24 protein-coding genes and 1 tRNA gene (1 of these 25 only partly in view) are annotated in these 26,753 nt (G+C 57.5%); 13 read left to right on the forward strand and 12 right to left on the reverse strand.

Annotated elements, in window-relative coordinates; genetic code table 11:
* The 4 genes from ACTG19_RS09415 to ACTG19_RS09430 form a co-directional block, all read right to left on the reverse strand.
* Positions 1-1,462 carry the 5' portion of a putative bifunctional diguanylate cyclase/phosphodiesterase gene (locus ACTG19_RS09415; RefSeq protein WP_439989022.1) on the reverse strand. Its footprint begins 470 nt before the window's first position, so the window shows 1,462 of its 1,932 coding nt (coding positions 1-1,462); it begins with the start codon at positions 1,460-1,462; its stop codon lies off the left edge, out of view.
* A gap of 23 nt (positions 1,463-1,485) precedes the next feature.
* Entirely contained in the window at positions 1,486-1,986 is a 501-nt protein-coding gene (locus ACTG19_RS09420; RefSeq protein WP_005349099.1) for a molybdopterin-binding oxidoreductase, read from the reverse strand.
* Between the two features lie 101 nt (positions 1,987-2,087).
* Positions 2,088-3,722, reverse strand: a complete 1,635-nt coding sequence (gene groL, locus ACTG19_RS09425) for a chaperonin GroEL (protein WP_005340575.1) — start codon at positions 3,720-3,722, stop codon at positions 2,088-2,090.
* Between the two features lie 43 nt (positions 3,723-3,765).
* On the reverse strand, positions 3,766-4,059 hold the full coding sequence (locus tag ACTG19_RS09430; RefSeq protein ID WP_005340573.1) for a co-chaperone GroES: 294 nt from the start codon (positions 4,057-4,059) through the stop codon (positions 3,766-3,768).
* Between the two features lie 260 nt (positions 4,060-4,319).
* Here ACTG19_RS09430 and ACTG19_RS09435 point away from each other — a divergent pair, with 260 nt between their 5' ends.
* Positions 4,320-5,654: an MATE family efflux transporter gene (locus tag ACTG19_RS09435; protein ID WP_234923198.1), complete on the forward strand. Its 1,335-nt coding sequence runs from the start codon at positions 4,320-4,322 to the stop codon at positions 5,652-5,654.
* A gap of 47 nt (positions 5,655-5,701) precedes the next feature.
* Here ACTG19_RS09435 and ACTG19_RS09440 read toward each other — a convergent pair whose 3' ends face one another.
* Positions 5,702-6,178: an FxsA family protein gene (locus tag ACTG19_RS09440; RefSeq protein WP_005358147.1), complete on the reverse strand. Its 477-nt coding sequence runs from the start codon at positions 6,176-6,178 to the stop codon at positions 5,702-5,704.
* A gap of 442 nt (positions 6,179-6,620) precedes the next feature.
* Between ACTG19_RS09440 and aspA the strand changes: the two genes are divergently transcribed.
* Both aspA and ACTG19_RS09450 read left to right on the forward strand, forming a co-directional pair.
* Entirely contained in the window at positions 6,621-8,063 is a 1,443-nt protein-coding gene (gene aspA / locus ACTG19_RS09445; RefSeq protein ID WP_005340569.1) for an aspartate ammonia-lyase, read from the forward strand.
* Between the two features lie 125 nt (positions 8,064-8,188).
* The gene (locus ACTG19_RS09450; RefSeq protein WP_021229055.1) at positions 8,189-9,508 is read left to right on the forward strand and encodes an anaerobic C4-dicarboxylate transporter; all 1,320 of its coding nucleotides are present in this window, start codon (positions 8,189-8,191) and stop codon (positions 9,506-9,508) included.
* 248 nt (positions 9,509-9,756) lie between these two features.
* On the opposite strand, the gene tsaD is transcribed toward ACTG19_RS09450, so the two are convergent.
* Positions 9,757-10,770, reverse strand: coding sequence for a tRNA (adenosine(37)-N6)-threonylcarbamoyltransferase complex transferase subunit TsaD (gene tsaD / locus ACTG19_RS09455; RefSeq protein ID WP_113740136.1), 1,014 nt, complete (start codon positions 10,768-10,770; stop codon positions 9,757-9,759).
* A gap of 179 nt (positions 10,771-10,949) precedes the next feature.
* Here tsaD and rpsU point away from each other — a divergent pair, with 179 nt between their 5' ends.
* The 5 genes from rpsU to ACTG19_RS09480 all read left to right on the forward strand — a co-directional run bounded on the left by rpsU (position 10,950) and on the right by ACTG19_RS09480 (position 15,843).
* On the forward strand, positions 10,950-11,165 hold the full coding sequence (gene rpsU / locus ACTG19_RS09460) for a 30S ribosomal protein S21 (protein ID WP_005309452.1): 216 nt from the start codon (positions 10,950-10,952) through the stop codon (positions 11,163-11,165).
* Positions 11,166-11,180: 15 nt separating this feature from the next.
* Complete coding sequence (locus tag ACTG19_RS09465; protein ID WP_005349081.1) at positions 11,181-11,624, forward strand: GatB/YqeY domain-containing protein; 444 nt, start codon at positions 11,181-11,183, stop codon at positions 11,622-11,624.
* An 88-nt stretch (positions 11,625-11,712) separates the two neighbouring features.
* On the forward strand, positions 11,713-13,500 hold the full coding sequence (dnaG, locus tag ACTG19_RS09470) for a DNA primase (RefSeq protein WP_113740135.1): 1,788 nt from the start codon (positions 11,713-11,715) through the stop codon (positions 13,498-13,500).
* Between the two features lie 183 nt (positions 13,501-13,683).
* The gene (gene rpoD, locus ACTG19_RS09475) at positions 13,684-15,579 is read left to right on the forward strand and encodes an RNA polymerase sigma factor RpoD (protein WP_263718854.1); all 1,896 of its coding nucleotides are present in this window, start codon (positions 13,684-13,686) and stop codon (positions 15,577-15,579) included.
* Positions 15,580-15,766: 187 nt separating this feature from the next.
* Positions 15,767-15,843: transfer RNA gene (locus ACTG19_RS09480), tRNA-Ile, on the forward strand.
* Between the two features lie 164 nt (positions 15,844-16,007).
* Here ACTG19_RS09480 and ACTG19_RS09485 read toward each other — a convergent pair.
* Positions 16,008-16,562, reverse strand: coding sequence for a cytochrome b/b6 domain-containing protein (locus ACTG19_RS09485; protein ID WP_058059721.1), 555 nt, complete (start codon positions 16,560-16,562; stop codon positions 16,008-16,010).
* On the reverse strand, positions 16,543-16,881 hold the full coding sequence (locus tag ACTG19_RS09490; protein ID WP_439989023.1) for a cytochrome b562: 339 nt from the start codon (positions 16,879-16,881) through the stop codon (positions 16,543-16,545). The genes ACTG19_RS09485 and ACTG19_RS09490 overlap by 20 nt, the downstream gene beginning before the upstream one ends.
* Before the next feature lie 108 nt (positions 16,882-16,989).
* Between ACTG19_RS09490 and ACTG19_RS09495 the strand changes: the two genes are divergently transcribed.
* Positions 16,990-18,408 carry an IS66-like element ISAs21 family transposase gene (locus ACTG19_RS09495; protein WP_004576012.1) on the forward strand — a complete coding sequence of 473 codons (1,419 nt, stop codon included), beginning with the start codon at positions 16,990-16,992 and terminating at the stop codon, positions 18,406-18,408.
* 324 nt (positions 18,409-18,732) lie between these two features.
* On the opposite strand, the gene purD is transcribed toward ACTG19_RS09495, so the two are convergent.
* Positions 18,733-20,019, reverse strand: a complete 1,287-nt coding sequence (gene purD / locus ACTG19_RS09500; RefSeq protein WP_005341242.1) for a phosphoribosylamine--glycine ligase — start codon at positions 20,017-20,019, stop codon at positions 18,733-18,735.
* Between the two features lie 114 nt (positions 20,020-20,133).
* Positions 20,134-21,726 carry a bifunctional phosphoribosylaminoimidazolecarboxamide formyltransferase/IMP cyclohydrolase gene (gene purH / locus ACTG19_RS09505; protein ID WP_113740133.1) on the reverse strand — a complete coding sequence of 531 codons (1,593 nt, stop codon included), beginning with the start codon at positions 21,724-21,726 and terminating at the stop codon, positions 20,134-20,136.
* 415 nt (positions 21,727-22,141) lie between these two features.
* On the opposite strand from purH, the gene zntR reads away from it, so the two are divergent.
* The 3 genes from zntR to ACTG19_RS09520 all read left to right on the forward strand — a co-directional run bounded on the left by zntR (position 22,142) and on the right by ACTG19_RS09520 (position 23,272).
* Complete coding sequence (gene zntR, locus ACTG19_RS09510) at positions 22,142-22,597, forward strand: Zn(2+)-responsive transcriptional regulator (protein WP_005341244.1); 456 nt, start codon at positions 22,142-22,144, stop codon at positions 22,595-22,597.
* A 176-nt stretch (positions 22,598-22,773) separates the two neighbouring features.
* Positions 22,774-23,025, forward strand: a complete 252-nt coding sequence (locus ACTG19_RS09515; protein ID WP_162628431.1) for a hypothetical protein — start codon at positions 22,774-22,776, stop codon at positions 23,023-23,025.
* Positions 23,026-23,071: 46 nt separating this feature from the next.
* On the forward strand, positions 23,072-23,272 hold the full coding sequence (locus ACTG19_RS09520; protein WP_113740132.1) for an alternative ribosome-rescue factor A: 201 nt from the start codon (positions 23,072-23,074) through the stop codon (positions 23,270-23,272).
* A 117-nt stretch (positions 23,273-23,389) separates the two neighbouring features.
* On the opposite strand, the gene hemW is transcribed toward ACTG19_RS09520, so the two are convergent.
* Both hemW and rdgB read right to left on the reverse strand, forming a co-directional pair.
* Positions 23,390-24,535 carry a radical SAM family heme chaperone HemW gene (gene hemW / locus ACTG19_RS09525; RefSeq protein WP_113740131.1) on the reverse strand — a complete coding sequence of 382 codons (1,146 nt, stop codon included), beginning with the start codon at positions 24,533-24,535 and terminating at the stop codon, positions 23,390-23,392.
* 90 nt (positions 24,536-24,625) lie between these two features.
* Complete coding sequence (gene rdgB / locus ACTG19_RS09530; RefSeq protein WP_005340539.1) at positions 24,626-25,222, reverse strand: RdgB/HAM1 family non-canonical purine NTP pyrophosphatase; 597 nt, start codon at positions 25,220-25,222, stop codon at positions 24,626-24,628.
* 238 nt (positions 25,223-25,460) lie between these two features.
* Between rdgB and ACTG19_RS09535 the strand changes: the two genes are divergently transcribed.
* On the forward strand, positions 25,461-26,624 hold the full coding sequence (locus ACTG19_RS09535) for a multidrug effflux MFS transporter (RefSeq protein WP_162628430.1): 1,164 nt from the start codon (positions 25,461-25,463) through the stop codon (positions 26,622-26,624).
* Positions 26,625-26,753 lie beyond the last annotated feature (129 nt).

A 26,753-nucleotide genomic window follows, 5' to 3' on the forward strand; every position in this document is an offset into this window, starting at 1 on the left:
GCTCCATCAATGCCTTGGCCACCAGTTTGAGCAAATTGCGCTGGTACATGCCTGGCGAGATATTCACACACATTTGCAGATCAACCATACCAAGCTGGTGCCACTGATAGAGCTGCTCACAAGCGGTGTTCAGCACCCAGCTGCCAACCCGTTCGGCAAGCTGGAACTCCTCAGCCACCATAATCACTTCGTTTGGCGGAATGAAACCGAGCTCAGGATGCCGCCAGCGCAGCAGAGCCTCGACAGCTTCGCAGCGGCCACTCTCGAGATTGACGATGGGTTGGTAATAGAGTTCCAACGCATTGTGTTCCAGCGCCATGATCATGTCCGACGCCAGATGTTTGCGCCGCGCCGTCTCGTTGAGCAGGGAGTTATCGTAAATCACATAGGGGACATGGGTCTTGCGACTATGGAACAGGGCTTGTTCCGCACGACTCAACAGCTCCTGAGTCTTGTCGCTGTCCATCGGATAGAAGGCAATCCCGATCCCGACTTCAAGCCGGAAGGGATAGTTGTCATAGACAATATCTTGCTTCAGCGCATGCAGCAGTCGTGCTACCAGCCCCCTGACCTGACGCAGATCGCTGCTGCCACGCTGGATAATGGCAAATTGATCCCCCCCAAGACGTCCGCTCCACTCTCCCTCTTCGCAGAGCACTCGGATCCGGGTGGCAAACTCACAAAGCAGATAATCACCAGTGTCATAGCCAAACTTGCTGTTGATATCCCTGAAGTCGTTGATATCGACCAGCACCAGTCCAAACGGCACTTCCTGTGTGGCGTACAGCTCCATCCGCTCCAGCAAGGCAACCCGATTGGACAACCCGGTCAGCGGATCCCGTCTGGCCGCTCTGAAATGACGACGCCCTTCATATATAAGCAGCATGCTGAGCAGCAGCACTGACATGACCAAACCGGAGACCATCAGCAACAAGGCATTGCGCAACTGCCCAAAATGACGATCGTTCTCGGAATAGACGTTAATGTTCTTCTGCATCACAGAAGCGAGGGAGTAGGAGAGCGGCTCTTGCAGCGGGGCAAGGCGCATCATGATCTGCTGATAGTCAGATGCCCCGCTTTGCAACTTGGTGATGTCGGGCTCTATTTGGCGAATATTGGTTTCAATCAGCTGCACCAGACGCAAGGTTTTCTGCTTGTCCTGCATGCTCTTGCGCAACTGGCCGCTCAACAGGATGGGCGTTCTGCTCCAGAGAATGTCATAACGCAACATCAAAGTGTCATGATCAATCCCGCCATAGTGATAGACCTCTACCGCATTGAGGAAACGCCCGAGCTCCAGCTGCAACTGCATCAGCGCCCAGGAGACATCATAGGTGTATTTCTCCATCGCTCTGGTCGCATTCTGGATCTGCATCAGGCAATAGAGGGTGCTCCCGGTAAACGACAGGATGGATACATACAGAATGACGAGCAGTGGCCACGCCCTGGTCTTTCCTTTCACCCCATGCTCCCGTGCGGTTTTTATCAGTGCTGAATGTCTATCAAATCCAGCTGCCAGATCATCATGTCGGTATATTCGGATCGCTTCAATTCCGGATATTGATCAAGAGGCAGCATAAACCAGACCGGCCCCTTGTCACGCACCCGCATGACAGCCCCATTGTCTTCCCATGCAAGAATGGGCTCGTATTTGGCAACCTTGTCCCATTCAATGCGGATCTGGAAACTGTTCAGTGCCGTCAACGTAATGGTCTTGCCATCCGCACCGACTGCAGCCAATACATCGGCCAGTTTTGGGCCTCTGTAGGTGTGCGGCTTATCCACCCACGGGTTGCCGGTCACGATCTCATGTTGCGGCAGAGCCTGCAGTTTGGCCAGATCAAACAACACCTTGCCATCAACTTCGTCTGCCGACCTGATGTTACCACCGACTTTCAGGATCACCGGCCCAGTCAGCGCCTCAGCAGCCATCACCGGCATGATGACTAATGAACACAGTAGTGTCAGCCAACCAAACATTTTCATATCGCCCCCAGATTTGCTGTCTCAACAGACTCAGTTTAGCCAGATATAAAAAAACGGCTCGCCTTGAGCGAGCCGTTTGTCAAACAGAACAAGGGGGATGATTACATCATGCCCATGCCACCCATGCCGCCCATATCAGGCATCGCAGGGGTATCTTTCTTCGGCAGTTCGGTGACCATGCACTCGGTGGTAATCATCAGACCGGCGATGGAAGAGGCAAACTGCAGGGCGGAACGGGTTACCTTGGTCGGATCCAGGATACCCATGGCCAGCATGTCGCCATACTGTTCGCTGTAAGCGTTGTAACCGAAGTTGCCTTCGCCGTTCTTCACTGCGTTGGCAATGACGGAGGCTTCCTCACCGGCGTTGATGACGATTTGACGCAGCGGGGCTTCCATGGCGCGCAGGGCAACCTTGATACCGACATTCTGGTCTTCGTTGTCACCGCGCAGACCAGCCAGTTTGGCTGCAACGCGAACCAGCGCGACACCACCACCGGCAACCACACCTTCTTCAACCGCGGCGCGGGTAGCGTGCAGGGCATCTTCCACGCGGGCTTTTTTCTCTTTCATCTCGACTTCGGTGGCTGCGCCAACCTTGATCACGGCAACACCGCCAGCCAGCTTGGCTACGCGCTCTTGCAGCTTCTCACGATCGTAGTCGGAAGAGGTCTCTTCGATCTGCTGACGGATCTGGGCAACACGGCCTTCGATCACACCGGCATCACCCACGCCATCGATGATGGTGGTATTCTCTTTGGTGATGACGATGCGCTTGGCACGACCCAGATCTTCCAGAGTCGCTTTTTCCAGCTCCATGCCAACTTCTTCAGAGATGACGGTACCGCCAGTCAGTACGGCGATATCCTGCAGCATGGCTTTGCGACGGTCACCGAAGCCAGGCGCCTTGACGGCAGCCACTTTCACGATACCGCGCATGGTGTTGACCACCAGAGTCGCCAGGGCTTCGCCTTCTACGTCTTCAGCAACAATCAGCAGCGGCTTGCCAGCTTTGGCAACGCCTTCCAGCACCGGCAGCATTTCGCGGATGTTGGAGACTTTCTTGTCAACCAGCAGGATGAACGGGTCGTCCAGTTCAACGGAACCGGTCTCTTGCTTGTTGATGAAGTAGGGGGACAGGTAGCCGCGGTCGAACTGCATACCTTCAACAACTGCCAGCTCATCTTCCAGACCCTGACCATCTTCAACTGTGATGACGCCATCGCGACCCACTTTGTCCATGGCTTCAGCAATCAGCTTGCCCACTTTCTCGTCGGAGTTGGCGGAGATGGTGCCCACCTGAGCGATGGCATTGCTGTCAGCGCACGGCTGGGACAGCGCTTGCAGCTCGGCAACAGCAGCCACAACGGCTTTGTCGATACCGCGCTTCAGATCCATCGGGTTCATACCGGCGGCAACGGCTTTCAGACCTTCGTTGACGATGGCCTGAGCCAGAACGGTTGCAGTAGTGGTACCGTCACCGGCGGCATCGTTCGCCTTGGAAGCCACTTCCTTGACCATCTGGGCGCCCATGTTCTGGAACTTGTCTTCCAGCTCGATTTCGCGCGCAACAGACACACCATCTTTAGTAATGGTCGGGGCGCCGAAGGACTTGTCCAGCACCACGTTGCGGCCTTTCGGGCCCAGAGTCACCTTGACGGCATCAGCCAGGATGTTTACGCCTTCCAGCATCTTGATGCGGGCTTCGTTACCAAACTTAACGTCTTTAGCTGCCATTTTTCTTCAATCCTTAAATCAATTCGGGGAAAAGGAGGATGGATTACTCTTCGACAATCGCCAGGATGTCGGTTTCGGAGAGGATCAGGACGTCCTGACCATCCAGCTTCTCGGTCTTAACACCGTAGCCTTCGTTGAAGATAACCTTGTCACCAACCTTCACGGCCAGCGCTTTGACTTCGCCATTATCCAGGATGCGACCAGTCCCCACGGCAAGCACTTCACCACGGGTGGACTTCTGGGCCGCAGTACCAGTCAAGACGATACCGCCGGCAGATTTGGCTTCAGCTTCGATGCGCTTGATGATGACGCGGTCGTGCAGTGGACGAATTTTCATCGATAACTCTCCCAAAATGAGTCTCATTGTTGCTTTGAGGAATGGCCGTTCCAGGCCAAATTAGATATGTCACTGATGTGGGGCAGAGTTGCTAACCCTTCAAGGGCAAATACAAAAAAAATTTTTTCACGTACTATAAACATCTTCGATGGTTCAGCCATGTCCGCACTCTGGAGCAAGGTCGGTTCAAGCCGCCCGGTTTCCATGCCAGAACCTTCAAAGCCAGCTGTAGAGACGAGCCCTTGACCCGCACCAACCCCATGCTGACAGCCCCTATTCCGGTCGTACTGCGCCAGATGACGGGCCCCATGATCTTCGGCATTATCGCCATTCTGGCCTTCAATCTGGTCGATACCTTTTTTATCGGTATGCTGGGCACCGAAGCTCTGGCCGCCATCAGTTTTACCTTTCCTGTCACTTTTGTGGTTACCTCGCTGGCGATGGGATTGGGCGCCGGATTGTCAGCGGTGATCGGTCATACCCTGGGGCAGGGCAAACACGATGAGGCGGCCCATCTCGCCACCGACAGTCTGTTTCTGGCGGTGATCATGGTAGCCCTGCTCTCCGCGGGGGGCGCTCTCACCATCAAACCCCTGTTTACCCTGTTGGGGGCCAGTGCCGAGCTTATCTCTCTCATCCATGACTACATGCTGATCTGGTATCTCACCGTCCCCATGCTGGTGCTGCCCATGGTGGGCAATGCCGCCATACGGGCGACCGGCGATACCAAAACCCCCAGTCTGGTGATGGCAGTAGCTGGGTTGGTCAACGGGGTGCTGGATCCTCTGTTGATCTTCGGCATCGGCCCCTTTCCCGAATGGGGGATCCGTGGGGCCGCCATCGCCACCTCTCTCTCCTGGTTGATGGCGATGCTGGTCAGCCTCTATATCCTGCGTCATCGGGAAGGCTTGCTGCTGTGGCGCCTCTCGCCGCGGGCTCGGTTGCTGACCCACTGGCGGGCCTTGCTCCATGTCGCCGTCCCCGCCTCTTTTACCAATATGCTCAACCCGCTGGCCAACGCAGTGCTGATGACGATTTTCGCCGGTCTTGGTACTGAAGTGGTGGCGGCTTACGGCGCCGCGTCGCGGGTCGAGGCACTGCTGCTGATTGTGATGATGGCCCTCGCCTCCGTACTGGCTCCTTTCATCTCGCAAAACTGCGGCGCTGGCAATCCTGCCCGCGCCAAGGCTGCACTACAAAGCTGCATGGGGTTTGCGTTGCTGTTCCAGCTCGCCATCTATGGCCTGACCTGGCTACTGGCGCCACTCATCGCCAACCTGTTCAGCGATCATCCGCAGGTCATTCGCCTCATCATTCTCTATCTGCATCTGGTGCCGATCGGTTACGGCTTTCAGGGCATGGTGATGCTGCTGGCATCGGCACTCAATGGCGTGCGGGCATCCAGTATTTCTTTCTTGTTCAACGGATTGCGGCTGTTTGGTTTTCTATTGCCAGGAGCCTGGCTGGGGGCAAAGCTGGGGGGAGAACAGGGGATATATCTGGGGATCTTGCTGGCCAATCTGGCGGCGGGCACCCTCGCATGGTGGTATGCCCGACACCGCTTCGAGACCTTGTGCCATCAGGGCAAACCCTGATTCAGTCACTCACCTCGGGTTTTCGTCTCGTCGATTACTCTTTGCGCTCACTCTTTGCGCTCAAATTCGCCTTCGATGGTGGTGCCGCCCTGCTTGGCGTTCCCCAGATGATCATCGGACGGTGCGTTGCCAAACGGCGATTGAGTCGGCTGGAAACCGCCCATCTGCATCCGGAACTGGCTGCTGCCGATCAGCTTGTCAGCCAGTTTGTTGCGCAGCCAGGGTTGCAGCAACAGCACACCGAAAATGTCGGTCACGAAACCCGGGATAATCAGCAGCAAGCCGGCCAACGCCAGCATCATGCCCCCCATCACCTCGCGGCCCGGCATCTCGCCCATCTGCATCTTTTGCTGGGCGCTGAACAGGGTTTTGATCCCTTCACTGCGCACCAGCGAGGAGCCCAATACCGCAGTCAGGATGAGCAAGCCGACAGTCGGCAGCGCCCCGATTACCGAGCCGACCTCGATCATCACGGTGAGCTCCAGCACAACCAGACCCACCAACAACAAAAACAACTTGCCCATATCCACTCCAGCACCGGTAAATTGAGAAAAAGTGGCGCCTATCCAACGATGGTCAAAGGCGATTTTGCCGCCCCGTCATCACCACTTTCTGCCCTGAATAAATGGGGGCAACCCCCCTCTTTTCAAGTTGGCCAACTGACCCCTACGTCATCAGCAATCTAAAAAACCAGCAAAAAGTCACAAAAATTTATAAAAATCATCATGATAAAAACTTCATAACATATGTGTACTTTCCTCAAAGTAATTTGAAAATGTCGCAAATTTAGTGATCCACCTCTAATAACCGATACCTCAATTGGAGTAGTATATTGATTAGTTTTTCGGGAGGTCATTCTCCCAACCGCCCCACTCGATGTGTGGTGCTTCAGGATGAGCTGTGCGCAAGGAACTCGCGACCACTCGGTGAGGATTTTTCCATTTATCTGATTTCTGAGGCATTACAATGAGCGACATCAAGAACGTCCGCATTGAAGAAGACCTGCTGGGCACCAAAGAAGTTTCCAATGATCTCTACTACGGTGTGCACACCCTGCGCGCTGTCGAGAACTTCAAGATCAGCTCTCAGAAGATTTCTGACGTTCCGGAATTCGTCCGCGGTATGGTGCTGACCAAGAAGGCCGCTGCGCTGGCAAACGGTGAATTGGGTACCATCCGTCCTGAAATTGCTGACAAGATCGTAGAAGCCTGCGACCTGATGCTGAACACCGGCAAATGCTTCGACCAGTTCCCGGTCGACGTTTACCAGGGTGGTGCCGGCACCTCCGTCAACATGAACACCAACGAAGTACTGGCTAACATCGCCCTGGAAATCATGGGTCTGGAGAAAGGCCGTTACGACGTCATCAACCCGAACGACCACGTCAACAAGTGCCAGTCCACCAACGATGCCTACCCCACCGGTTTCCGCGTTGCTGTTGTGAACAGCACCGACGTGACTCTGCACGCGCTGGAGCACCTGATCGCGGCATTCGATGCCAAAGCGAAAGAGTTCAAAAACATCCTGAAGATGGGCCGTACCCAGCTGCAAGATGCAGTTCCGATGACCCTGGGTCAGGAGTTCCACGCGTTCGCCGTGACCCTGCGTGAAGAGATCAAGTCCATCAAGCGTTGCCAGGAGCTGCTGCTGGAAGTGAACCTGGGCGCGACCGCCATCGGTACCGGTCTAAACACTCCGCCCGAGTACTCTGCACTGGCCATCAAGCGTCTGGCCGAGATCACCGGTCGTGCCTATGTGCCGGCAGAAGATCTGATCGAAGCGACCTCCGACTGTGGCGCCTACGTCATGCTGCACGGCGCCATCAAGCGTCTGGCCATGAAGCTGTCCAAGATCTGTAATGACCTGCGTCTGCTCTCCTCCGGCCCGCGCACTGCACTGAAAGAGATCAACCTGCCGGAAATGCAGGCGGGTTCCTCCATCATGCCGGCCAAGGTCAACCCGGTTATCCCGGAAGTGGTCAACCAATCCTGCTTCAAGGTATTCGGTAACGACATCACCATCACCTTCGCCGCCGAAGCCGGTCAGCTGCAGCTGAACGTCATGGAGCCGGTGATTGGTCAGGCGATGTTCGAATCCCTGAGCCTGATGGAAAAAGCCTGTATTTCCCTGCGCGAGAAGTGCGTGGAAGGTATCACCGCCAACCCGGAAATCTGCATGAATCACGTGCTGAACTCCATCGGTATCGTGACCTACCTGAACCCTTTCATCGGTCACCACGAAGGGGATATCGTCGGCAAGATCTGTGCCCAGACCGGCAAGAACGTCCGCGAAGTCGTTCTTGAGCGCGGTCTGCTGAGTGCCGAGCAGCTGGACGAAATTCTCTCCATCGAGAACCTGATGAACCCGCAATACAAAGCTAAGCGTTTCACTCGCGAAGCTGCCGTATAAGCGAGTGTGGGCCGGGATCTTCCCGGCCCATAAAGTCAGTTCCCGATTGGTCTTTATCCCCAGCCCGATCGGGAATTGGCTTTTTGCCAAATAAAAACCAAAAACTAAAAAATGGAGTTATCGCTATGATTGGAATCGAGTTACTTGTCGTGCTCGCCGCTATCTATCTGGGGGCCCGGATAGGCAGCATCGGCATCGGCTTTGCCGGTGGTCTGGGGGTACTGGTATTGACGTGGGGTCTGGGCATGCCCATCCCGAGCGATCAACTGGTCAGCTACATCCCTTGGGATGTGATCATGATCATCGCATCCGTCATCTGTGCCATCGCCTGTATGCAACTGGCTGGCGGGATGGACTACCTGGTCTTCCTGGCAGAAAAAGCGCTGCGCAAGAACCCCAAATACATCACCTTCGCCGCCCCGGTGGTCACCTACCTGATGACCATGCTGGCCGGTACCGGTCATACCGCCTTCTCCACCCTGCCAGTGATCGCTGAAGTGGCCAAAGAGCAAGGGATCCGCCCATCCCGTCCGCTCTCCATCGCGGTTGTCGCCTCCCAGATCGCCATCACAGCTTCCCCGATCTCTGCCGCTGTGGTTGCCTTCTCCGGCATGCTCGAGCCGTTTGGTGTTGACTACCTGACCCTGCTGGCCATCTGTATCCCCTCTACCTTCCTGGCCTGTATCCTGGGTGCCTTCATTGCCAACATGATGGGCAAGCCGCTGGAGCAAGACGAAGTCTATCTGGAGCGTAAAGCCAAGGGCCTGATCAAACTGCGTGGTACTACCAAGCTCGAGATCAAGCCGTACGCCAAACTCTCCGTGTGGATCTTTATCGCAGCCATCGTAGCGGTCATGGCCTATGCCACTGCTATCTCCGGTAAAGTGGGTCTGATCACCAACCCGCCGATCCCCCGTGACGGCGCCATCATGGGCATCATGCTGGCCGCGGCCACCATCATGACCCTGGTGTGCAAACTGGACGCCACCCAAGTGACCAACATGCCGACCTTCAAGTCCGGTATGTCCGCCTGTATCTGCGTACTGGGTGTCGCCTGGCTGGGTAACGTCTTCGTAAAAGGCAACATGGACACCATCCAGCTGATCGCTGGCGACCTGCTGAACCAGTACTCTTGGCTGCTGGCCGTGGTGCTGTTCTTCGCTGCCATGCTGCTCTATTCACAAGGCGCCACCACCAAAGCGTTGATGCCTGCCGCACTGGCACTGGGTGTCAGCCCGCTGACTGCGATTGCCTCTTTCGCAGCCGTGAGCGCCCTGTTCGTACTGCCGACCTACCCGACCCTGCTGGCTGCGGTAGAGATGGACGACACCGGCTCCACCCGTATCGGTAAGGCGGTCTTCAACCACCCCTTCTTCGTACCGGGCACCGCCACCATCGCCATCGCCGTGGCGCTGGGCTTCTTCTTCGGCGGCATCCTGCTGTAATCCTGTCGCCTGCCGATAGCCAAACAAAAATCCCCGCCAGTTGGCGGGGATTTTTTTATCTCTTTACTCTGTACTTGGCTTGGCTGTCTGGCAGCGAGAGACCTGACGTATTATCCGGATGGCTCAACCACGGCGACAGCAGACACCACCACAGCGTGCCAGCGGCGCTATAACCACCGCTGCCGGATTGCCGGAGTAGTAGGCCACCATGGTACTCACCACCACGCCAGAAGGCGGGATCCTTCGGATCAGACCGGATCCAGGGTATCCAGCGGCCAGCGCGGCACGGCTTTAACAACCAGCGGCTCAAACACGCCTGCTTTAAGGCGCTGCATACCGGCGTAAGCGATCATGGCGCCGTTATCGGTGCAATATTCAGTGCGCGGATAGAACACCTCGCCCTTGAGGCTCTCCATCAGCTCGGCCAGTTGGGCGCGCAGATGACGGTTGGCACTGACGCCGCCAGCAACCACCAGACGCGTGAGACCTGTCTCTTTCAAGGCACGACGGCACTTGATGGCCAGGGTATCAACCACCGCATCTTCAAACGCCCGAGCGATATCGGCACGGGTCTGCTCATCATCACCATTGGCGGCAATGGTGTTGGCGGTGAAGGTCTTGAGGCCGGAGAAGCTCATGTCGAGCCCGGGACGGTCAGTCATGGGACGGGGGAAGTGGAAGCGCCCGGTGGTGCCCTTCTCGGCCAGACGGGAGAGCAGCGGACCACCCGGATAGTCCAGCCCCATCAGCTTGGCGGTCTTGTCGAACGCTTCGCCAGCGGCATCATCGATGGATTCCCCCAGCAGCTTATAGCTGCCGATGCCATCAACCCGCACCAGCATGGAGTGACCACCGGAGACCAGCAGCGCCACGAAGGGGAACTCGGGGGCTTTCTCTTCCAGCATGGGAGCCAGCAGGTGCCCTTCCATATGGTGGACAGCGATAGCAGGCTTGTTCCATGCCATCGCCAGCGAACGACCAATAGTGGCGCCTACCAGAATGGCGCCAACCAGACCCGGACCCGCGGTATACGCGATGCCGTCGATGTCATCTTTGCCCAGTCCCGCCTCTTGCAATGCGGCCTGGATCAACGGGATCGTCTTGCGAACATGATCCCGGCTGGCGAGTTCGGGGACGACGCCACCGTAGTCCGCATGCAGCTTGACCTGGCTGTATAACTGATGGGAAAGGATCCCTTTTTGATCGTCGAAGATCGCGATCCCGGTTTCGTCACAGGATGTCTCTATGCCCAATACACGCATTGCTAAAAAATTTCACTGCTAAAATGAGACGGCTATGGTAACCTTCGCGGGTTTTTTAAACCAGAGCGATCTCTGCGGGTTTACTTTCATTCCCTGTCCAGAGTATAATTTCGCACCATTTTAAGACATGCTGATCGATTGAAGATCAGCTAACAATTTATCACTGAGGTGAAAGGCACATGCCAGTAATCAAAGTCCGTGAAAATGAGCCGTTTGACGTTGCTCTGCGTCGTTTCAAGCGTTCTTGCGAAAAAGCCGGTATCCTGTCCGAAGTTCGTAGCCGTGAGTTCTACGAGAAGCCGACTACCATTCGTAAGCGCGCCAAAGCGTCTGCTGTCAAGCGTCACGCCAAGAAGCTGTCTCGCGAAAACGCACGTCGTATCCGCCTGTACTAATCGGGAGATATTGCCGTGTCTCTGAAGGATCAACTCAAGGATCAGCAAAAACTTGCCATGCTTGCCAAAGATAAGGCACGTCTGGGAGCGATCCGCTTGTTGATGGCAGAAATCAAGCAACGTGAAGTCGATACCCGTATCGAGCTGAATGATGAGGATATCCTCGCTGTCGTGACCAAAATGGTCAAACAGCGCCGCGATTCCATCAGCCAATTTGAAGCTGCCGGTCGCCAGGATCTCGCCGACAAAGAGTCCGCCGAGATCGTTGTGTTGCAGGAATTCCTGCCGCAACAGCTGACCGCAGATGAAATTGCTGCCCTGATCGAGCAAGCCATCACTGAAAGTGGTGCTGCCGTCATGGCTGATATGGGCAAGGTCATGGCTGTCTTGAAGCCGAAAATTCAGGGGCGTGCCGATGTCGGCGCCGTCAGTGCTCAGGTGAAAACCCGCTTGGCGTAACAGGCAACTCTCTTGTTTGGTCGAAGAAGCCGTGCTTCCCTTGGAATGCGCGGCTTTTTTATTTTCTCCGCAATGAAACAGGACGGTTATGGCAGGCAGGATCCCCCAATCCTTTATCGACGATCTGCTCGTACGCACAGACATAGTCGAGCTGATCGACTCGCGAGTGCGGCTGAAAAAAGCCGGTAAGAACTACCAGGCTTGCTGCCCTTTTCATAACGAAAAAAGCCCCTCTTTTACCGTTAGCCAGGAGAAGCAGTTCTACCACTGTTTCGGTTGTGGCGCCCACGGCAACGCCATCGGCTTTGTCATGGAGTACGACGGGCTCGAATTTCCCGATGCCATCGAAGAGCTCGCCAGCATGCAAGGCATGCAGGTGCCTCGCGAGCAGAGCATCGGTGGTTCGGCCAATAGCCAGCCCGCCGTCAGCAAGGATCTGTTCGAGCTGATGAACCAGATCGCCCGCTTCTACGAAAGCAACCTCAAGAGTGCTCCCCATGCGGTGGAGTACCTCAAAGGGCGCGGTCTGACCGGTGAAGTGGTCAAGCGCTTCAATATTGGCTATGCACCTAGCGATTGGGATCAAGTGCGTCGTCGCTTCGGCGCCAGCCGGGATCACGAACAGTTGCTTATCTCGGGGGGCATGCTGATCACCCGTGACAATGGCCCGGGGAGTTATGATCGTTTCCGCGATCGCATCATGTTCCCGATCCGCGACAAGCGTGGCCGGGTCATCGGCTTCGGTGGCCGGGTGCTCGGTGATGGCACACCCAAGTATCTGAACTCGCCGGAGACCCCCATCTTCCATAAAGGGAGGGAGCTGTTCGGTCTCTACGAGGTGAAGCAGGCACACAAGGATCCACGCCGGATCCTGGTGGTGGAAGGCTACATGGATGTGGTGGCACTCGGTCAGTACGACATCGACTATGCGGTGGCGGCGCTGGGTACTGCAACGACCAGCGACCATATCCACACCCTGTTTCGCACCACTGCCGAGGTAGTCTGCTGCTACGACGGTGACAACGCCGGTCGTGAAGCCGCCTGGCGCGCGCTGGATAATGCCCTCCCTCATCTGCAGGATGGCCGCGAGCTGAAGTTCGTGTTTCTGCCCGATGGCGAGGATCCCGACTCGCTGGTACGCCAGATCGGCAAGGAGGGCTTTGAAGCCCTGCTCGATCAAGCCCAACCGTTCGCCGACTTCATGTTCGAGCGTCTCGGCCGGGATGCGGCCCTCTCCGGTGAGGCAGGCAAGTTCGAAGTGGCCAACAAGGCCGCCGAGCTTATTCGTCGCGTTCCGGAAGGGTTTACCCGCGAAGGGCTGATCACTCGTCTCTCCAGCATGATGCGTTGGGGCGAGAACAAGCAGCGCATCGCCGAGCTCTTTGCCCGCAACAGTCAGCCCAAGGCCGAGGTCAACAAACCCAAGGCAGCCAAGCTGACGCCACTGCGGCGTGCGCTGGCACTGATGGTGCAATATCCGGCAGTAACGGCTGAGCTTCCCCCCATGCCGGAATTGGCCGGGCTACGCGTACAGGGCATCAAGTTCCTGCTGCAACTGCACCAGCAAATCCTGGCACAGCCCGGTATCACAACCGGTATCCTGCTGGAACACTGGCGTGGTACCAAGGAGGGAGAGATCCTTGCTCAGCTGGCCATGCACGACCTGTTCGAGGAGATCAAACTCGATCAAGAGCCGGATATTCTGGGAGAATTGCAGGACACCTTCGTCGGCTTCATCAACCAGTTTCTGAAACAGCGGATCGAAGAATTGCAGGCCAAAGTGGCTCAGGAAGGACTAAGCTCCGAAGAAACCCAAGAGCTGATGATGCTGATAAGAGAGGTGCAAATTGAGAAAAGAAATGAGAGTGGGGCTTGATATTTGAGTGATTAGTCCCAATATGGATAACGTTGCCCGAATCGACGGGATGAAAAGCAAAAATTTTATAACCGCCTGGCCCCGACAATACTGCGGGCAGGGGTTTCTCATGACCGACGCCGCAACCAGACATAGCATGTCTGGCGGTTTTCTATTAGAATTGGCTATTTGCGCAGCAGCGCACTGTACGCGCAACCTAGCAACACCAACCGGATGAGTTCTATGGAGCAAACCCCGCAGTCTCAGCTTAAACTCCTCGTTGCCAAAGGTAAAGAACAGGGCTACCTGACCTATGCCGAGGTGAACGATCACCTCCCGCAAGACATTGTCGATTCAGACCAGATCGAAGACATCATTCAGATGATCAACGATATGGGCATTCAAGTGGTTGAAAACGCTCCGGATGCCGATGACCTTATCATGGCTGAAGGTGGTACCGCCGATGAGGACGCTGCCGAAGCAGCGGCCCAGGCTCTGGCATCTGTTGAATCTGAGATTGGTCGCACGACCGATCCCGTCCGCATGTACATGCGGGAAATGGGTACCGTCGAACTGCTGACCCGTGAAGGCGAAATCGACATCGCCAAGCGGATCGAAGACGGTATCAACCAGGTACAAAGCTCCGTAGCCGAGTACCCTGAAGCAATTACTTACCTGCTCGAACAGTACGACAAGTACGAAGCCGAGCAGCTGCGTCTCTCTGACATCATCTCTGGCTTTATTGACCCGAACGAAACTGAAGATATGGCGCCTACCGCCACGCATATCGGTTCCGAGCTCGGCGAAGACGATCTGGCCGACGAAGATGAAGAAGACGAAGAAGACGAAGACGAAGATGGCGACAGCTCTGACGACGACGGTGACGGTGGTCCGGATCCGGAAGTCGCTCGCGAGAAGTTTGGTGAACTGCGTGCCCAGTATGAAGTGACCCGCCTCTCCATTCAGAAGAATGGTCGCGCGCACGAAGATACCCAGGCCGCCATCGCCCAGCTGGCCGATGTATTCCGTCAATTCCGCCTGATGCCCAAGCAGTTCGATCGCTTGGTCAACAACATGCGTGAAATGATGGAGCGCGTCCGCGTGCAGGAACGCATCATCATGAAGCTCTGCGTTGAGCAGGCCAAGATGCCGAAGAAAACCTTCGTCGCGGCCTTCACCAACAACGAGTGTGAAACTGCCTGGTTCGAATACCAGAAGCAGGCTGGCAAAGCCTGGTCTCCTCGTCTGGTTGAAATGGACGAGGATATCCAGCGCGCCATCGGCAAGCTGCAGCAGATTGAAGAAGAGACCGGTCTGTCGATTGCCCAGATCAAGGATATCAACCGTCGCATGAGCATCGGTGAGGCCAAAGCCCGCCGTGCGAAGAAAGAGATGGTTGAGGCCAACTTGCGTCTGGTTATCTCTATCGCCAAGAAGTACACCAACCGCGGTCTACAGTTCCTGGATCTGATCCAGGAGGGCAACATCGGTCTGATGAAGGCGGTAGACAAGTTTGAATACCGTCGTGGCTACAAGTTCTCGACCTATGCTACCTGGTGGATCCGTCAGGCCATTACCCGCTCCATCGCGGATCAGGCCCGTACCATCCGTATCCCGGTACACATGATCGAGACCATCAACAAGCTCAACCGTATCTCCCGTCAGATGCTGCAGGAGATGGGGCGCGAACCGAACCCGGAAGAGCTGGCCATGCGCATGGGCATGCCGGAAGACAAGATCCGCAAGGTACTGAAAATCGCCAAAGAGCCTATCTCCATGGAGACGCCCATCGGTGATGATGAAGATTCCCACTTGGGCGACTTTATCGAAGATACCACCCTGGCTCTGCCAGCGGATGCGGCGACCAGCGAAAGCCTGCGCAACGCCACCCGCGAAGTGCTGGCTGGCCTGACCGCCCGTGAAGCCAAGGTACTGCGGATGCGTTTCGGTATCGACATGAACACTGACCACACCCTAGAGGAAGTGGGCAAACAGTTCGACGTTACCCGTGAGCGTATTCGTCAGATCGAAGCCAAGGCACTGCGCAAACTGCGCCACCCGAGCCGCTCGGAAGTGCTGCGCAGCTTCCTGGACGAATAGTCCTGACCCTGTGTCAAACTGCTCTGCCAAAGCCCCGCCATGCGGGGCTTTGTTTTGTCTGGCATTTACCCTTGCGACCGGCTCTTCCCCCTCTATCGACCTGGACAATTAGTCGCCAAGTGGTTGATATGCCTATAGACTGCCCTTTCCTCTTCCCCTATAATCCACGCCGCTAAACGCACAATTTGGCCCCTTAGCTCAGTTGGTCAGAGCAGTCGACTCATAATCGATTGGTCGTGGGTTCAAGTCCCCCAGGGGCCACCAAATTGAAAAAGGCCGCTCATGATGAGCGGCCTTTTTGCATCTGCGGATCGAGCAATGTCCCGTGATAAGCTCGAGGAGGCCATAGAAAAGACCCGCCATGGGCGGGTCTGGGCAGGGTCCGGATCAGGCGCCTCACTCAGAGACAAGGAGCCTAATGCTGAGCCTCAGATTTGCTCGTTGCTGCCGCTCTGGATGGATGAGCGACGCTCGGCGGGTAGCATCCGGGTAACCAGATTGCTGCGCTGACGCCAGGAGGTGAAGACGATGGCCAGCAGGTGCAGACCAATCAGCCCCTGCAGCGCCACCACGCACCACTCATGCCACTCGTCAGCCCCCAGTTCAAATCCCGCCTCGGTATTTTGAAACCAGCCGCTGCCTGCTGTCGCCAGCACGACCAGCCAGAGCGCCCACACAGCCAGCTTGCCGCTGCCGTGATGACCCGGTGCCGGAGGCTGCCGCTCACGCATCTCGCGCGCCTGCTGGCGAAAGTCCTCACCGCTAGGAATGAGGGCACCAAGGCGGGCGTAGCCACGGGCAAAAGTGAGCCCCCAGAGCAGACGCAAGGAGACCAGCCCAATGGCGCCGTAACCCAGCCACTCGTGCCACTCCTCCCCCGCTTCGTTAACCCAGAGGTTGCCGATGCAGACCGCCGCCAAGCCCCAGTGGGTCAGGCGAACCAGCGGATCCCAGCGAAAGGGCTCACCCTTTTTGCTTGGCATATTTGTGGTACTCCTTCTTCAGGTCGTTGACCTTGGCCAGATGTTCGCGCGCCTTGGCCTCATCACCCGCCTTGAGTGCGGCCAGGCTGGCGTCCAGCTCGGCCTGTACCTCGTTCATCCCTTCAAGGAATTTCTCTTTCTTGGCGGCCGGCATGTTCTTCTGCTTGGCCACATCAAGCTGGGCCTTCATCTCGTTGATGTGCTTCTCCATGGTGGCTGCATCATCAGCCTTGACGGCCTGCTTGTAGTTGAAGCCAATCTTCTTCATCGGCTGTTCCAGATCACCCGCCACGGCAGGCAGGGTCATCAGGCCAAACATCAGGGGTAACTGTTCACCCAGATGGCATTGACAGGAAAAAGTGAGACGATCATCCCTTGATCCACTGTTGCCCCTTGCCTGATCCCGCCAGCTTGGCACCATCACGTCATGAGCAAACCCATTACGCCACCACCCGGCCTGCCGCTGACCCTCGAGCAAGCCAACGAGCTGATTTACAAGCTGATGGCGCGCATCGCCGAGCTTGAAGACCGCCTCAACCAAAACAGCAATAACTCCTCCAAGCCCCCCTCCACTGATGGCTCGGGGACCCCGCCTGCGCGCAAGCGCCCCGCTTCCGGCAAGGCTCGTGGTGCCCAGCCTGGCCACAAGGGGCAGCGGCGTGAACGTCATCCTGAGGACGACCGACTGACGGCAATACCACACTATCCTGCCCGGCAGTGCGCCTGCTGTGGTGAGCAGGTGGTGTCCCATGACAAGCCCTACCGGGTTCATCAGGTGTTTGACCTGCCCGAGGTCAGCTATGTGGTGACAGAGCATCAGCTGTATCGGGGCACCTGCCGTGGGTGCGTCACCACCAGTGAAGCAGCCCTGCCCGATACGGTGAGCCACAGCCAGATGGGGGCTAATCTGCTGAGCTATATCGCTTTGCAGAGTGGTCAGTTCCACCAGAGCATCAGCAAGATACAGCAGCAGCTCAAGCAGCACTTCGGTTTGAGCTTTAGCCGAGGCGCCATCAGTGAAGCGCAAGGCCGGGTCAGCGCCATGCTCACCCCGACCCACCAAGCCATCAAACAGCAAGTGCAGTCTGCCGCCATCATCCATGCCGATGAAACCCGGCACCAGCGGGGCGGTGAGCGACGCTGGATGTGGCTGGCCCTGAGCAAGGTCGCGGTCTGCTTCATGACGGCGTTTGGCCGCGGTCAGGAGGCAGCGAAGCGGTTGCTGGGCAGTGAGCTTGATGGGGTGCTGGTGACCGACCAGTATGCGGGATACCGCTTCATCGACAGCGCCCAGCGCCAACTGTGCTGGGCGCATGTGCTGCGCAACGTGGCGGCGATTGCCGAGAGTAGCGACGCCGTCAACCAGCCTATCGGAGCCCGGCTGGTACTGCTGGCTGACACGGTGTTCAGAACCCGGCATGGCTATGAACAAGGCTGCTTAAGCCGGGAGCAGTACCAGCGAAGGTTGCAGCGATGTCGGCAAAGCTGGCGAAGGCAGCTGGAGCGGGGCAGTGTACTGTGTTCCAAGCGCTACCGTGGGCGCTGCCAGTTACTGCTCAAGGACGATGAGATGCTATGGCGTTTTATGGAAAACGACGAGATAGCGCTGACCAACAATGAAGCGGAGCGGGCGCTGCGTGGCTATGTGCTGTGGCGCAAGGGAAGCTATGGCGTCTGGTCGCATCGAGGCGAGCAGTTCAGGCAGCGTATCCTATCGTTGGTGGAGACGGCCAAGCGATTGGGCCGCTGCCCGCAGGAGTGGCTGAGGGCAGTTGTCAGGTCCTGCATCGAGAAAACCGACTACCCGTTCCCGGAGGAGTTGGTGCTGTCAACACCGTCCCGGTGAACGGTTACCATCAGGGGCAGCAGCAGGGGGCGGACGGTTTTCAACATGGGATTTCCTTATATAACGACATGCTCGAATTGTTAGGGGTACTTATGAATCCAAACAAGAATTCATCACCAGCATGATGCCATGACTCATGGTGAAACGTTTGTGAAAAATGCTGTTTTTTGTGGCAAATAGTGACAGATATGCCGCGCTTGTTTGCGCTTGGTAACTGACTGAACGGCGGTGACGCGCAGCATGAGGATGGTTGAAAGCGGTAAACAGGGACAAAAAACCCCGCCGTAGCGGGGTCTGAATCAGCTGGCCAATGGCTTGCGTCAGTTACTCCTGTTCGCGAGCAATGGCGCGCCAGCCTATATCCTTGCGGTAGAAGACGCCATCCCACTTGATGCGGCCAGCGAGCTGATAGGCACGCTGCTGGGCTTCTGCCACAGTATGGCCGAGGGCGGTTGCGCACAACACGCGGCCGCCAGCGGTCAGGCTGGTATCGCCCTCCAGGCGGGTACCGGCATGGAACACCTTCTCACCCGCCACTTCATCCACCGGCAAGCCGCTGATGGGGTGGTTGGTGCTGTAATCGCCAGGATAGCCTCCCGCCGCCAACACCACGCCGATAGCGGCGCGGGGATCATAAATGGCCTCTTTCTGATCCAGCTTGCCTGCGCAAGCGGCCAGACAGAGCTCCACCAGATCGGATTGCATCCGCAGCATGATGGGCTGGGTCTCGGGATCACCAAAGCGGCAGTTGAACTCGATCACCTTGGGATTGCCTGCGCCGTCGATCATCAGACCGGCGTAGAGGAAACCGGTGTAGACGTTGCCTTCGGCCGCCATGCCGCGCACGGTCGGCATGATCACCTGCTCCATCACGCGTCGATGTACCTCGGCGGTCACCACAGGCGCCGGGGAGTATGCCCCCATGCCGCCGGTGTTGAGGCCGGTATCACCGTCGCCAACCCGCTTGTGATCCTGACTGGTGGCCATCGGCAGCACGTGCTCGCCATCGACCATGACGATGAAGCTCGCCTCTTCACCCTCCAGAAACTCCTCAATCACCACCCGGGAGCCCGCTTCGCCAAAGGCATTGCCGGAGAGCATGTCGCGCACCGCGTCTTCCGCTTCTTGCAAGGTCATGGCGACAATCACCCCCTTGCCTGCCGCCAGACCATCGGCCTTGATGACGATGGGGGCGCCCTTCTCACGCAAGTAGGCGAGTGCTGGCTCCACTTCGGTGAAGTTCTGGTACTCGGCGGTCGGAATGGCGTGACGGGCCAGGAAATCCTTGGTGAAAGCCTTGGAGCCTTCCAGCTGGGCAGCGGCAGCGGTCGGGCCAAAGATGGGCTGACCGGCAGCGCGGAAGGCATCCACCACCCCTTTCACCAGCGGCGCTTCCGGCCCGACGATGGTGAGGCCGACCTGCTTCTCTTTGGCAAAGGCCAGCAGCCCTTCGATATCGGTCGCCTCGATGGCGACGTTCTCGACACCCGGCTCAAGCTGGGTGCCCGCATTGCCCGGCGCCACAAAAACGTGACGTACCAGTGGGGAGTGTTTGGCCTTCCAGGCCAGAGCGTGTTCGCGGCCACCGTTGCCAATGATCAGTACTTTCATCGTATCGCTCGCTTCTATTTGTGGTCACTGGACGGCCACCCGGGCCGTCAGTCAGTGGAAATAGTCAGTTGAAAAGAGACAACAAAAGGGCCGCCATCGGCAGCCCCTGACCCATCAATGACGGAAATGGCGCATGTTGGTGAAGACCATACACATACCGTGTTCGTCGGCGGCATCGATCACCTCCTGATCGCGCATCGAGCCACCCGGCTGGATCACGCAGGAGATACCGGCCTGCGCGGCAGCATCGATACCGTCGCGGAACGGGAAGAAGGCATCGGAGGCCATCACGGAGCCCGCCACGGTCAGCCCTTCGTCCGCCGCCTTGATACCGGCGATTTTGGCCGAATAAACACGGCTCATCTGGCCGGCACCGACGCCGATGGTCTGGCCATCTTTGGCGTAGACGATGGCATTGGATTTGACGAACTTGGCCACTTTCCAGCAAAACAGCAGATCCTGCAGCTCGGCCTCGGTCGGCTGGCGCTTGCTGACCACGGTCAGGTCACCCAGCGTCACCATGCCGAGATCCCGCTCCTGTACCAGCAGGCCGCCGTTGACGCGCTTGAGGTCAAACCCTTGCGCCGGAGCCGTCCACTGACCGCATTCGAGCAGACGCACGTTCTGCTTGGCGGCGACCGCATCGCGGGCCTCCTGGCTGACGCTCGGGGCGATGATCACCTCAACAAACTGGCGGGCCACGATGGCTGCCGCAGTGGCGCCATCCAGCTCACGGTTGAAGGCGATGATGCCGCCGAAGGCAGAGGTGGGGTCGGTCTGGTAAGCGCGATCGTAGGCACTCAGCAGGTCGTTACCGATGGCCACGCCGCAGGGGTTGGCATGCTTGACGATGACGCAGGCCGGCTCGTCGAACTCCTTCACACACTCCAGCGCAGCATCGGTATCGGCGATGTTGTTGTAGGAGAGCGCCTTGCCCTGCAGCTGGATAGCGCTGGAGACGGAACCCGGCGCGGCATGCTCCTCGGCATAGAAAGCGGCAGCCTGATGGCTGTTCTCGCCGTAGCGCATGTCCTGCTTCTTGATGAACTGGCTATTGAAGGTGCGCGGGAAGCGGGACTCCTCGTCACCCTCCTTGTTGTCACCGTAGGAAGGAACCATGGTGCCGAAGTAGTTGGCGATCATGCCATCGTAGGCGGCGGTGTGCTCGAATGCCGCGATGGCCAGATCGAAACGGGTCGCCAGTTTCAGGCTGTTGCCGTTGGCATCCATTTCGCGAATAACCCGATCATAGTCGGCAGCTTTGACGACGATAGCGACATCTTTATGGTTTTTGGCGGCAGAACGCACCATGGTCGGGCCGCCGATGTCGATGTTCTCGACCGCATCCGCCAGGGTGCAGCCCGCTTTGGCCACGGTGGCGGCGAAAGGGTAAAGGTTGACGACGACCATGTCGATGGGGGAGATAGCGTGCTGAGCCATGATGGCATCATCCTGATCCCGACGACCAAGGATGCCGCCATGAACCTTGGGATGCAGGGTCTTGACCCGGCCATCCATCATTTCAGGGAAACCCGTGTAGTCGGAGACCTCGGTCACCGGCAGACCCGCCTCGCCAAGCAGCTTGGCGGTACCGCCCGTGGAGAGCAGGGCAACACCACGCTCGTTGAGTGCCTTGGCAAATTCCAGAATGCCAGTTTTGTCAGACACACTCAGCAGTGCACGGCGAATGGGTCGAGCTTGTTCCATCACACTATCGTCCTCAACATAACGGGGACCGTTCCATGGGAGGCGAGGCTCAACACAGAGAGTCCCCAAATAAATGGAAGTGGGGGATTTCGCAAACCACTCTCGCCCCGACATCCGGCAAAAGCGTTTTAGGAAATGCCCGCTTGGTGCGGCGCTCTGTTATGGGCGCGTATTCTACACAAAAAATGTGACCTGTGGTGGATTTTTTGAAACAGCAAAGCCTTATTTGGCGCGGCGTTAAACGTTTTCCACTTGATTTTCTCGAAACGTTTGCACTTTCAGTGTTTTATGGGAAAAAGGGTCGCCAGGAGATGTTTATCTGCCCCTTTTATGCCCTTGGCTGGCAATCCATGGGCAAAGGGGTGATAGTGGATTCCGGTTTTTGTGGCGGCATACATTCAAGGGGAGAGAGAGCATGTATCGGATCGGTGAACTGGCCAAGGCGTGCGGGGTCAAGGCAGATACCCTGCGTTTTTACGAGAAGAACGGGCTCATCTCACCGGGGATCCGCAACGAATCCGGCTACCGCCTCTACAGCGAACAGGACAAGCGGCGGCTGGAGTTTATTATCCGCGCCAAGTCGGTGGGATTCTCGCTGGCCGATATTGGCGAGCTGCTCGACCTCGATACCAACAAGGCCAAAGTCACCTGTCAGGAGGTAAAAGCGGTAGCCGACACCAAGCTGGCCCAGGTGGAGCAGAAGATCATCGAACTGACCCGCTTTCGCGACAACCTACGCGAGCTCTCCAATATCTGCTGCGGCGGGCCGCGCTCGGCGGAGCACTGCGCCATCCTCGAGACGCTGGAATCTGGCGCCCCGGCCCATCACGAGCATCACAGCCACGACCAGCATGACCCGGTTCACGGCTGACATGGTATGCCTGACTGAGCTTGCCTGGCTCAGTGTGACTGACTCGGCACGCCCGACGCATTGCTCCGGCGGCGATTTGGTGACAAAATCGCCGCATTTTTAACCTCTTCCGCAATCAAAATTGGGGGCTTTGCCAAACGCGAAGTCTCTATAACTAAATTTCACGAGATAAAAAGATGAATTATCAAGCTTATCAGTTGGCTCAGTCTGCAATTGCTGATTTAAAAAGTGCAGTTTATTTAGCCCTTGAGGCGTCAGGGGATGCTGGACTCACGAATGCGGAGCTGGGTCGTTCGTTAGGTATTTATGGCGGGCATGTGGGTCATGAAGGCCACATTTCAAGAACGTTACTGGGGCTATTAGAAAATGAAGGGGTAGTAGTTCAAGTGGCAGACACTAAACGCTGGTTTTTGAAGAAGTATAAGTAGGCAAAACCAATGAGGACTAGTTGTGATTAAGCACAGAAATAAACATATGAATGAAATTCCCGATATCACCTATGCCCATCAGCGCGGCGAGATAAAGGATAACCATCTGCATGCCCTGCTCTCCGATCCCCTGTTTCGCAGCCGGGTCGAGCGCAACAAGAAGGGCAAGGGGAGTTACCAGCGCAAGGCCAAATTCGGCAAGCGGTGGGAGCCCGGCCAACAGCAGATGATCCGCGTCTGCTGCTGATCGGGTTTCTACCGACCATAAACAATCAGGGCGCCATTGGCGCCCTGATTGTTTTGACAGAAGAAGCGATTTGGCAACGCCAACTCACCACCTCAAAGTTGCGCCTCAACAGGCCACTCACTCATCCATAAAGAGTTCGAGCAGCACGTTGAGATAGCGATGACCGAGGGAAGTAAGCTGCCAACTATCTCCCAGATCCTCGATCAGCTCCTTGCTTTGGGCAATGGTCAGCACCGTCTCCACCCGCTCCAGCGGCAGGCCGGTATAGGCCTCGAACTCCGCCTTGGGGGCCGGTTCAAACAGGCGGAAGCGGTTCATAAAGTATTCGAGCGGCAGATCGTCTGCCGTCACCTGCCACTGCTCGTCCAGATAGGGGCGACTCTTGTCCAGATACCCTTTCGGATGCTTCACCTTGGCGGTGCGCAGGATCTGCTGATTCACGAGATCGGTCACCTTGCCGTGGGCGCCACAGCCGATCCCCAGATAGTCGCCGAAACGCCAGTAGTTGAGGTTGTGATGGCACTGATAGCCCTCTTTGGCGTAAGCCGAGATCTCGTACTGGCGATAACCGCTGGCGGTGAGCATGGCGTGGCCCTGCTCGTAGATATCCCACAGGGTGTCATCTTCCGGCAGTTTGGGCGGTTTGGAGGCAAATGCCGTGTTCGGCTCTATGGTGAGCTGATACCAGGAGAGGTGCGGCGGGGCGCAGTCGATCGCCTGCTGCAGGTCATAAAGGGCGTCATCCAGACTCTGATCCGGCAGACCGTGCATCAGATCCAGATTGAAGGTAGGCAACTTGATGGCATGGGCCAGTGCAGCGGCCTTGCGCGCCTCTTCCGGGCCGTGAATGCGGCCGAGGCGGGTCAGCTTCTCCTGCTGGAAGCTCTGCACCCCGATGGAGATACGGTTGATGCCGGCGCGCTGGAAACCGGCGAACTTGTCCGCCTCCACCGTGCCCGGGTTGGCCTCCATGGTGATCTCGCAATCTGCGGCGAGCGGAATACGGGCCCGCACCCCGTCCAGCAAGGCTTGCATCGCCTCCACCGTCAACAGGCTGGGGGTGCCGCCACCGATAAAGATCGAGGAGAGCGGCCGCCCCTGTGCCCACTTCAGATCCTGATCCAGATCCTCCAGCAGGGCGGCGACATATTCGAGGTGAGGCAACTCCCCCTTCTGGGCATGGGAGTTGAAGTCACAGTAAGGGCACTTCTGGACGCACCAGGGCACATGAATATAGAGAGAGAGCGGCGGCAGTTGCAGCATGGGGCTTCCAATAAAACGGGGGCTCAAGGCCCCCATTGTAGATGACTATGTGTAATTGACCGTGTGTAACCGACAAGGTGGCGAATTGGCTCAGTGCGCCGCAGCCAGCGCCGCTTTGAGCTTGGCCAGCGCCTGACCGCGATGGCTCAGCTGGTTTTTCAGCTCGGCGGGCATCTGGGCGGCGGTGCAGTCGTGATCCGGCACGAAGAAGACCGGGTCATAGCCGAAACCATGCTGACCGCGCGGCTCGTCGATGATCATCCCTTCCCAGCTCGCCTGACAGATGATGGGGGTGGGATCATCGGCGTGGCGCATATAGACCAACACACACCAGAAGCGGGCGCTCTTCAGGTACTCGGGGGCACCTTGCAGCTCGCCGAGCAGCTTCTCGATGTTGGCCTTGTCGCCGGCACCCACACCGGCAAAGCGGGCGGAGTAGACGCCGGGGCGCCCTTGCAGCAGATCGACTTCCAGACCGGAATCATCGGCCACGGCGGGCAGACCGGTAATGCGGGCGGCGTGGCGGGCCTTGATGATGGCATTCTCGACGAAGGTGGTGCCGGTCTCATCGGCATCGGAGACCGCAAACTCGCTCTGTGGGATCACCTGGATCTTCATATCGGCCAGCATGGCGGCCAATTCCTTCACCTTTTTCTGGTTACCTGTTGCCAGGACAAGCTTGTTCATCGAGCACCTCCGCAAAAATAATCTGCGCATTCTATGCGGCGCAAGCGTTTAGTAAAAGCGTCAATTACACCCGCTGTGATGGGGTTACGGGGGATTTGTCGCCATCTAATAACCAGCTTTTTAATACATGTTTCCATAATGGAATAACCAAAGTGATTAAATACCATTTCTATTCATTACTGTGAGTCAGTAGACTCGCGCCCCAATTCATTAACCTGGCTGACTAAAGAGGTGACAGATGCCATTGATACTTTTACTCGTACTACTGGTGCTGTTCAGTCCGCTGGCTATCGACATCTACCTTCCCGCCATTCCGCAGATGGCCGAGCAGCTGGGCGCCGAAGTAACTCTGATGCAGGGCACCATCACCTGGTTCCTGTTCAGCATGGGGCTGGGGCAACTGCTTGTTGGCCCGCTGGCCGATCGCTACGGTCGCAAGCCCATCGCGCTGGGCGGCGTGCTGCTCTATGGCCTGAGCGCGCTGGGGGCCGGTTTTGCCGCCAGCCTCGGTGAATTGATGCTGGCCCGGGTGCTGCAGGGCTTCGGCGCCTGCGCTACTTCGGTCGCCGCCTTCTCGGTGGTACGTGACAGCTACGGCCCGAAAAAGAGCGGCCAGATGATCTCCTACCTCAATGGCGCCATCTGCTTTATTCCTGCGCTGGCCCCCCTGCTCGGTGGCTGGCTCACCGCCAAGGCGGGCTGGTCTGCAAACTTCTGGTTTATGGCCGGTTATGCGCTCATCGTCGGCAGCTGGCTGATGTGGCGGATGCCGGAGACCCGCCCGGAGGAGACCCGCAGTGAAGGGGCCCTCATCAGCTGGTCCCGCTACAGCCCGGTGCTGCGCTCCCCCAGCTTCCTGTTCAACGCGTCCCTGTGCATGCTGGCGATGGCGGTGATCCTCGCTTATGTCACCGCCGCACCGGTGCAGCTGATGGTGAAATTGGGGCTCGATATGAGCGGCTTTAGCTACTGGTTTACCGCCAACGCCGCGCTCAACATTCTGGCCTGCTTCATGGCGCCGCGTTTTATCGCCAAGGTAGGGCCAAGACGCACCCTGCGCATCGGCCTGCTGGTGTTGATGCTCTCGGCCATCACCCTGACTTTGGCCATGCACATCGAGCATCCGCTGGCGATGATGGGGCCGGTATTCCTCTCCAGCATCGGCTTTGCCATGATCTTGGGCGCTGCCGCCGGGATGGCGCTGGCACCGTTCGGCCACTGCGCCGGTACCGCCGCCGCCCTGCTCGGCCTGTTCCAGATGAGCGGATCCGGCGCTCTGGTTGGCCTGACCGGCGCCCTGATGCACGACCCGCTCAGCCAGCTGGCGCTGCATATGTGGCTGCTGCTGCCGCCTCTGGTGATGCTGATGACCCGCCGCGGCCGCCGCTTGTGTTTGCAATAAATCCTGTGCTCTGATGGGTACACTCAGGGGGCCATCGGCCCCCTTCTCGTTTGTATCGCCTTTACAGCATATGGCCATCCGGCAGAGAGCCTGTGATGGCAACCCCACTCACTCGATGTCAGCGGAGAA

The organism is Aeromonas sp. 3P, from assembly GCF_051919745.1.
Classification (GTDB): domain Bacteria; phylum Pseudomonadota; class Gammaproteobacteria; order Enterobacterales; family Aeromonadaceae; genus Aeromonas; species Aeromonas veronii.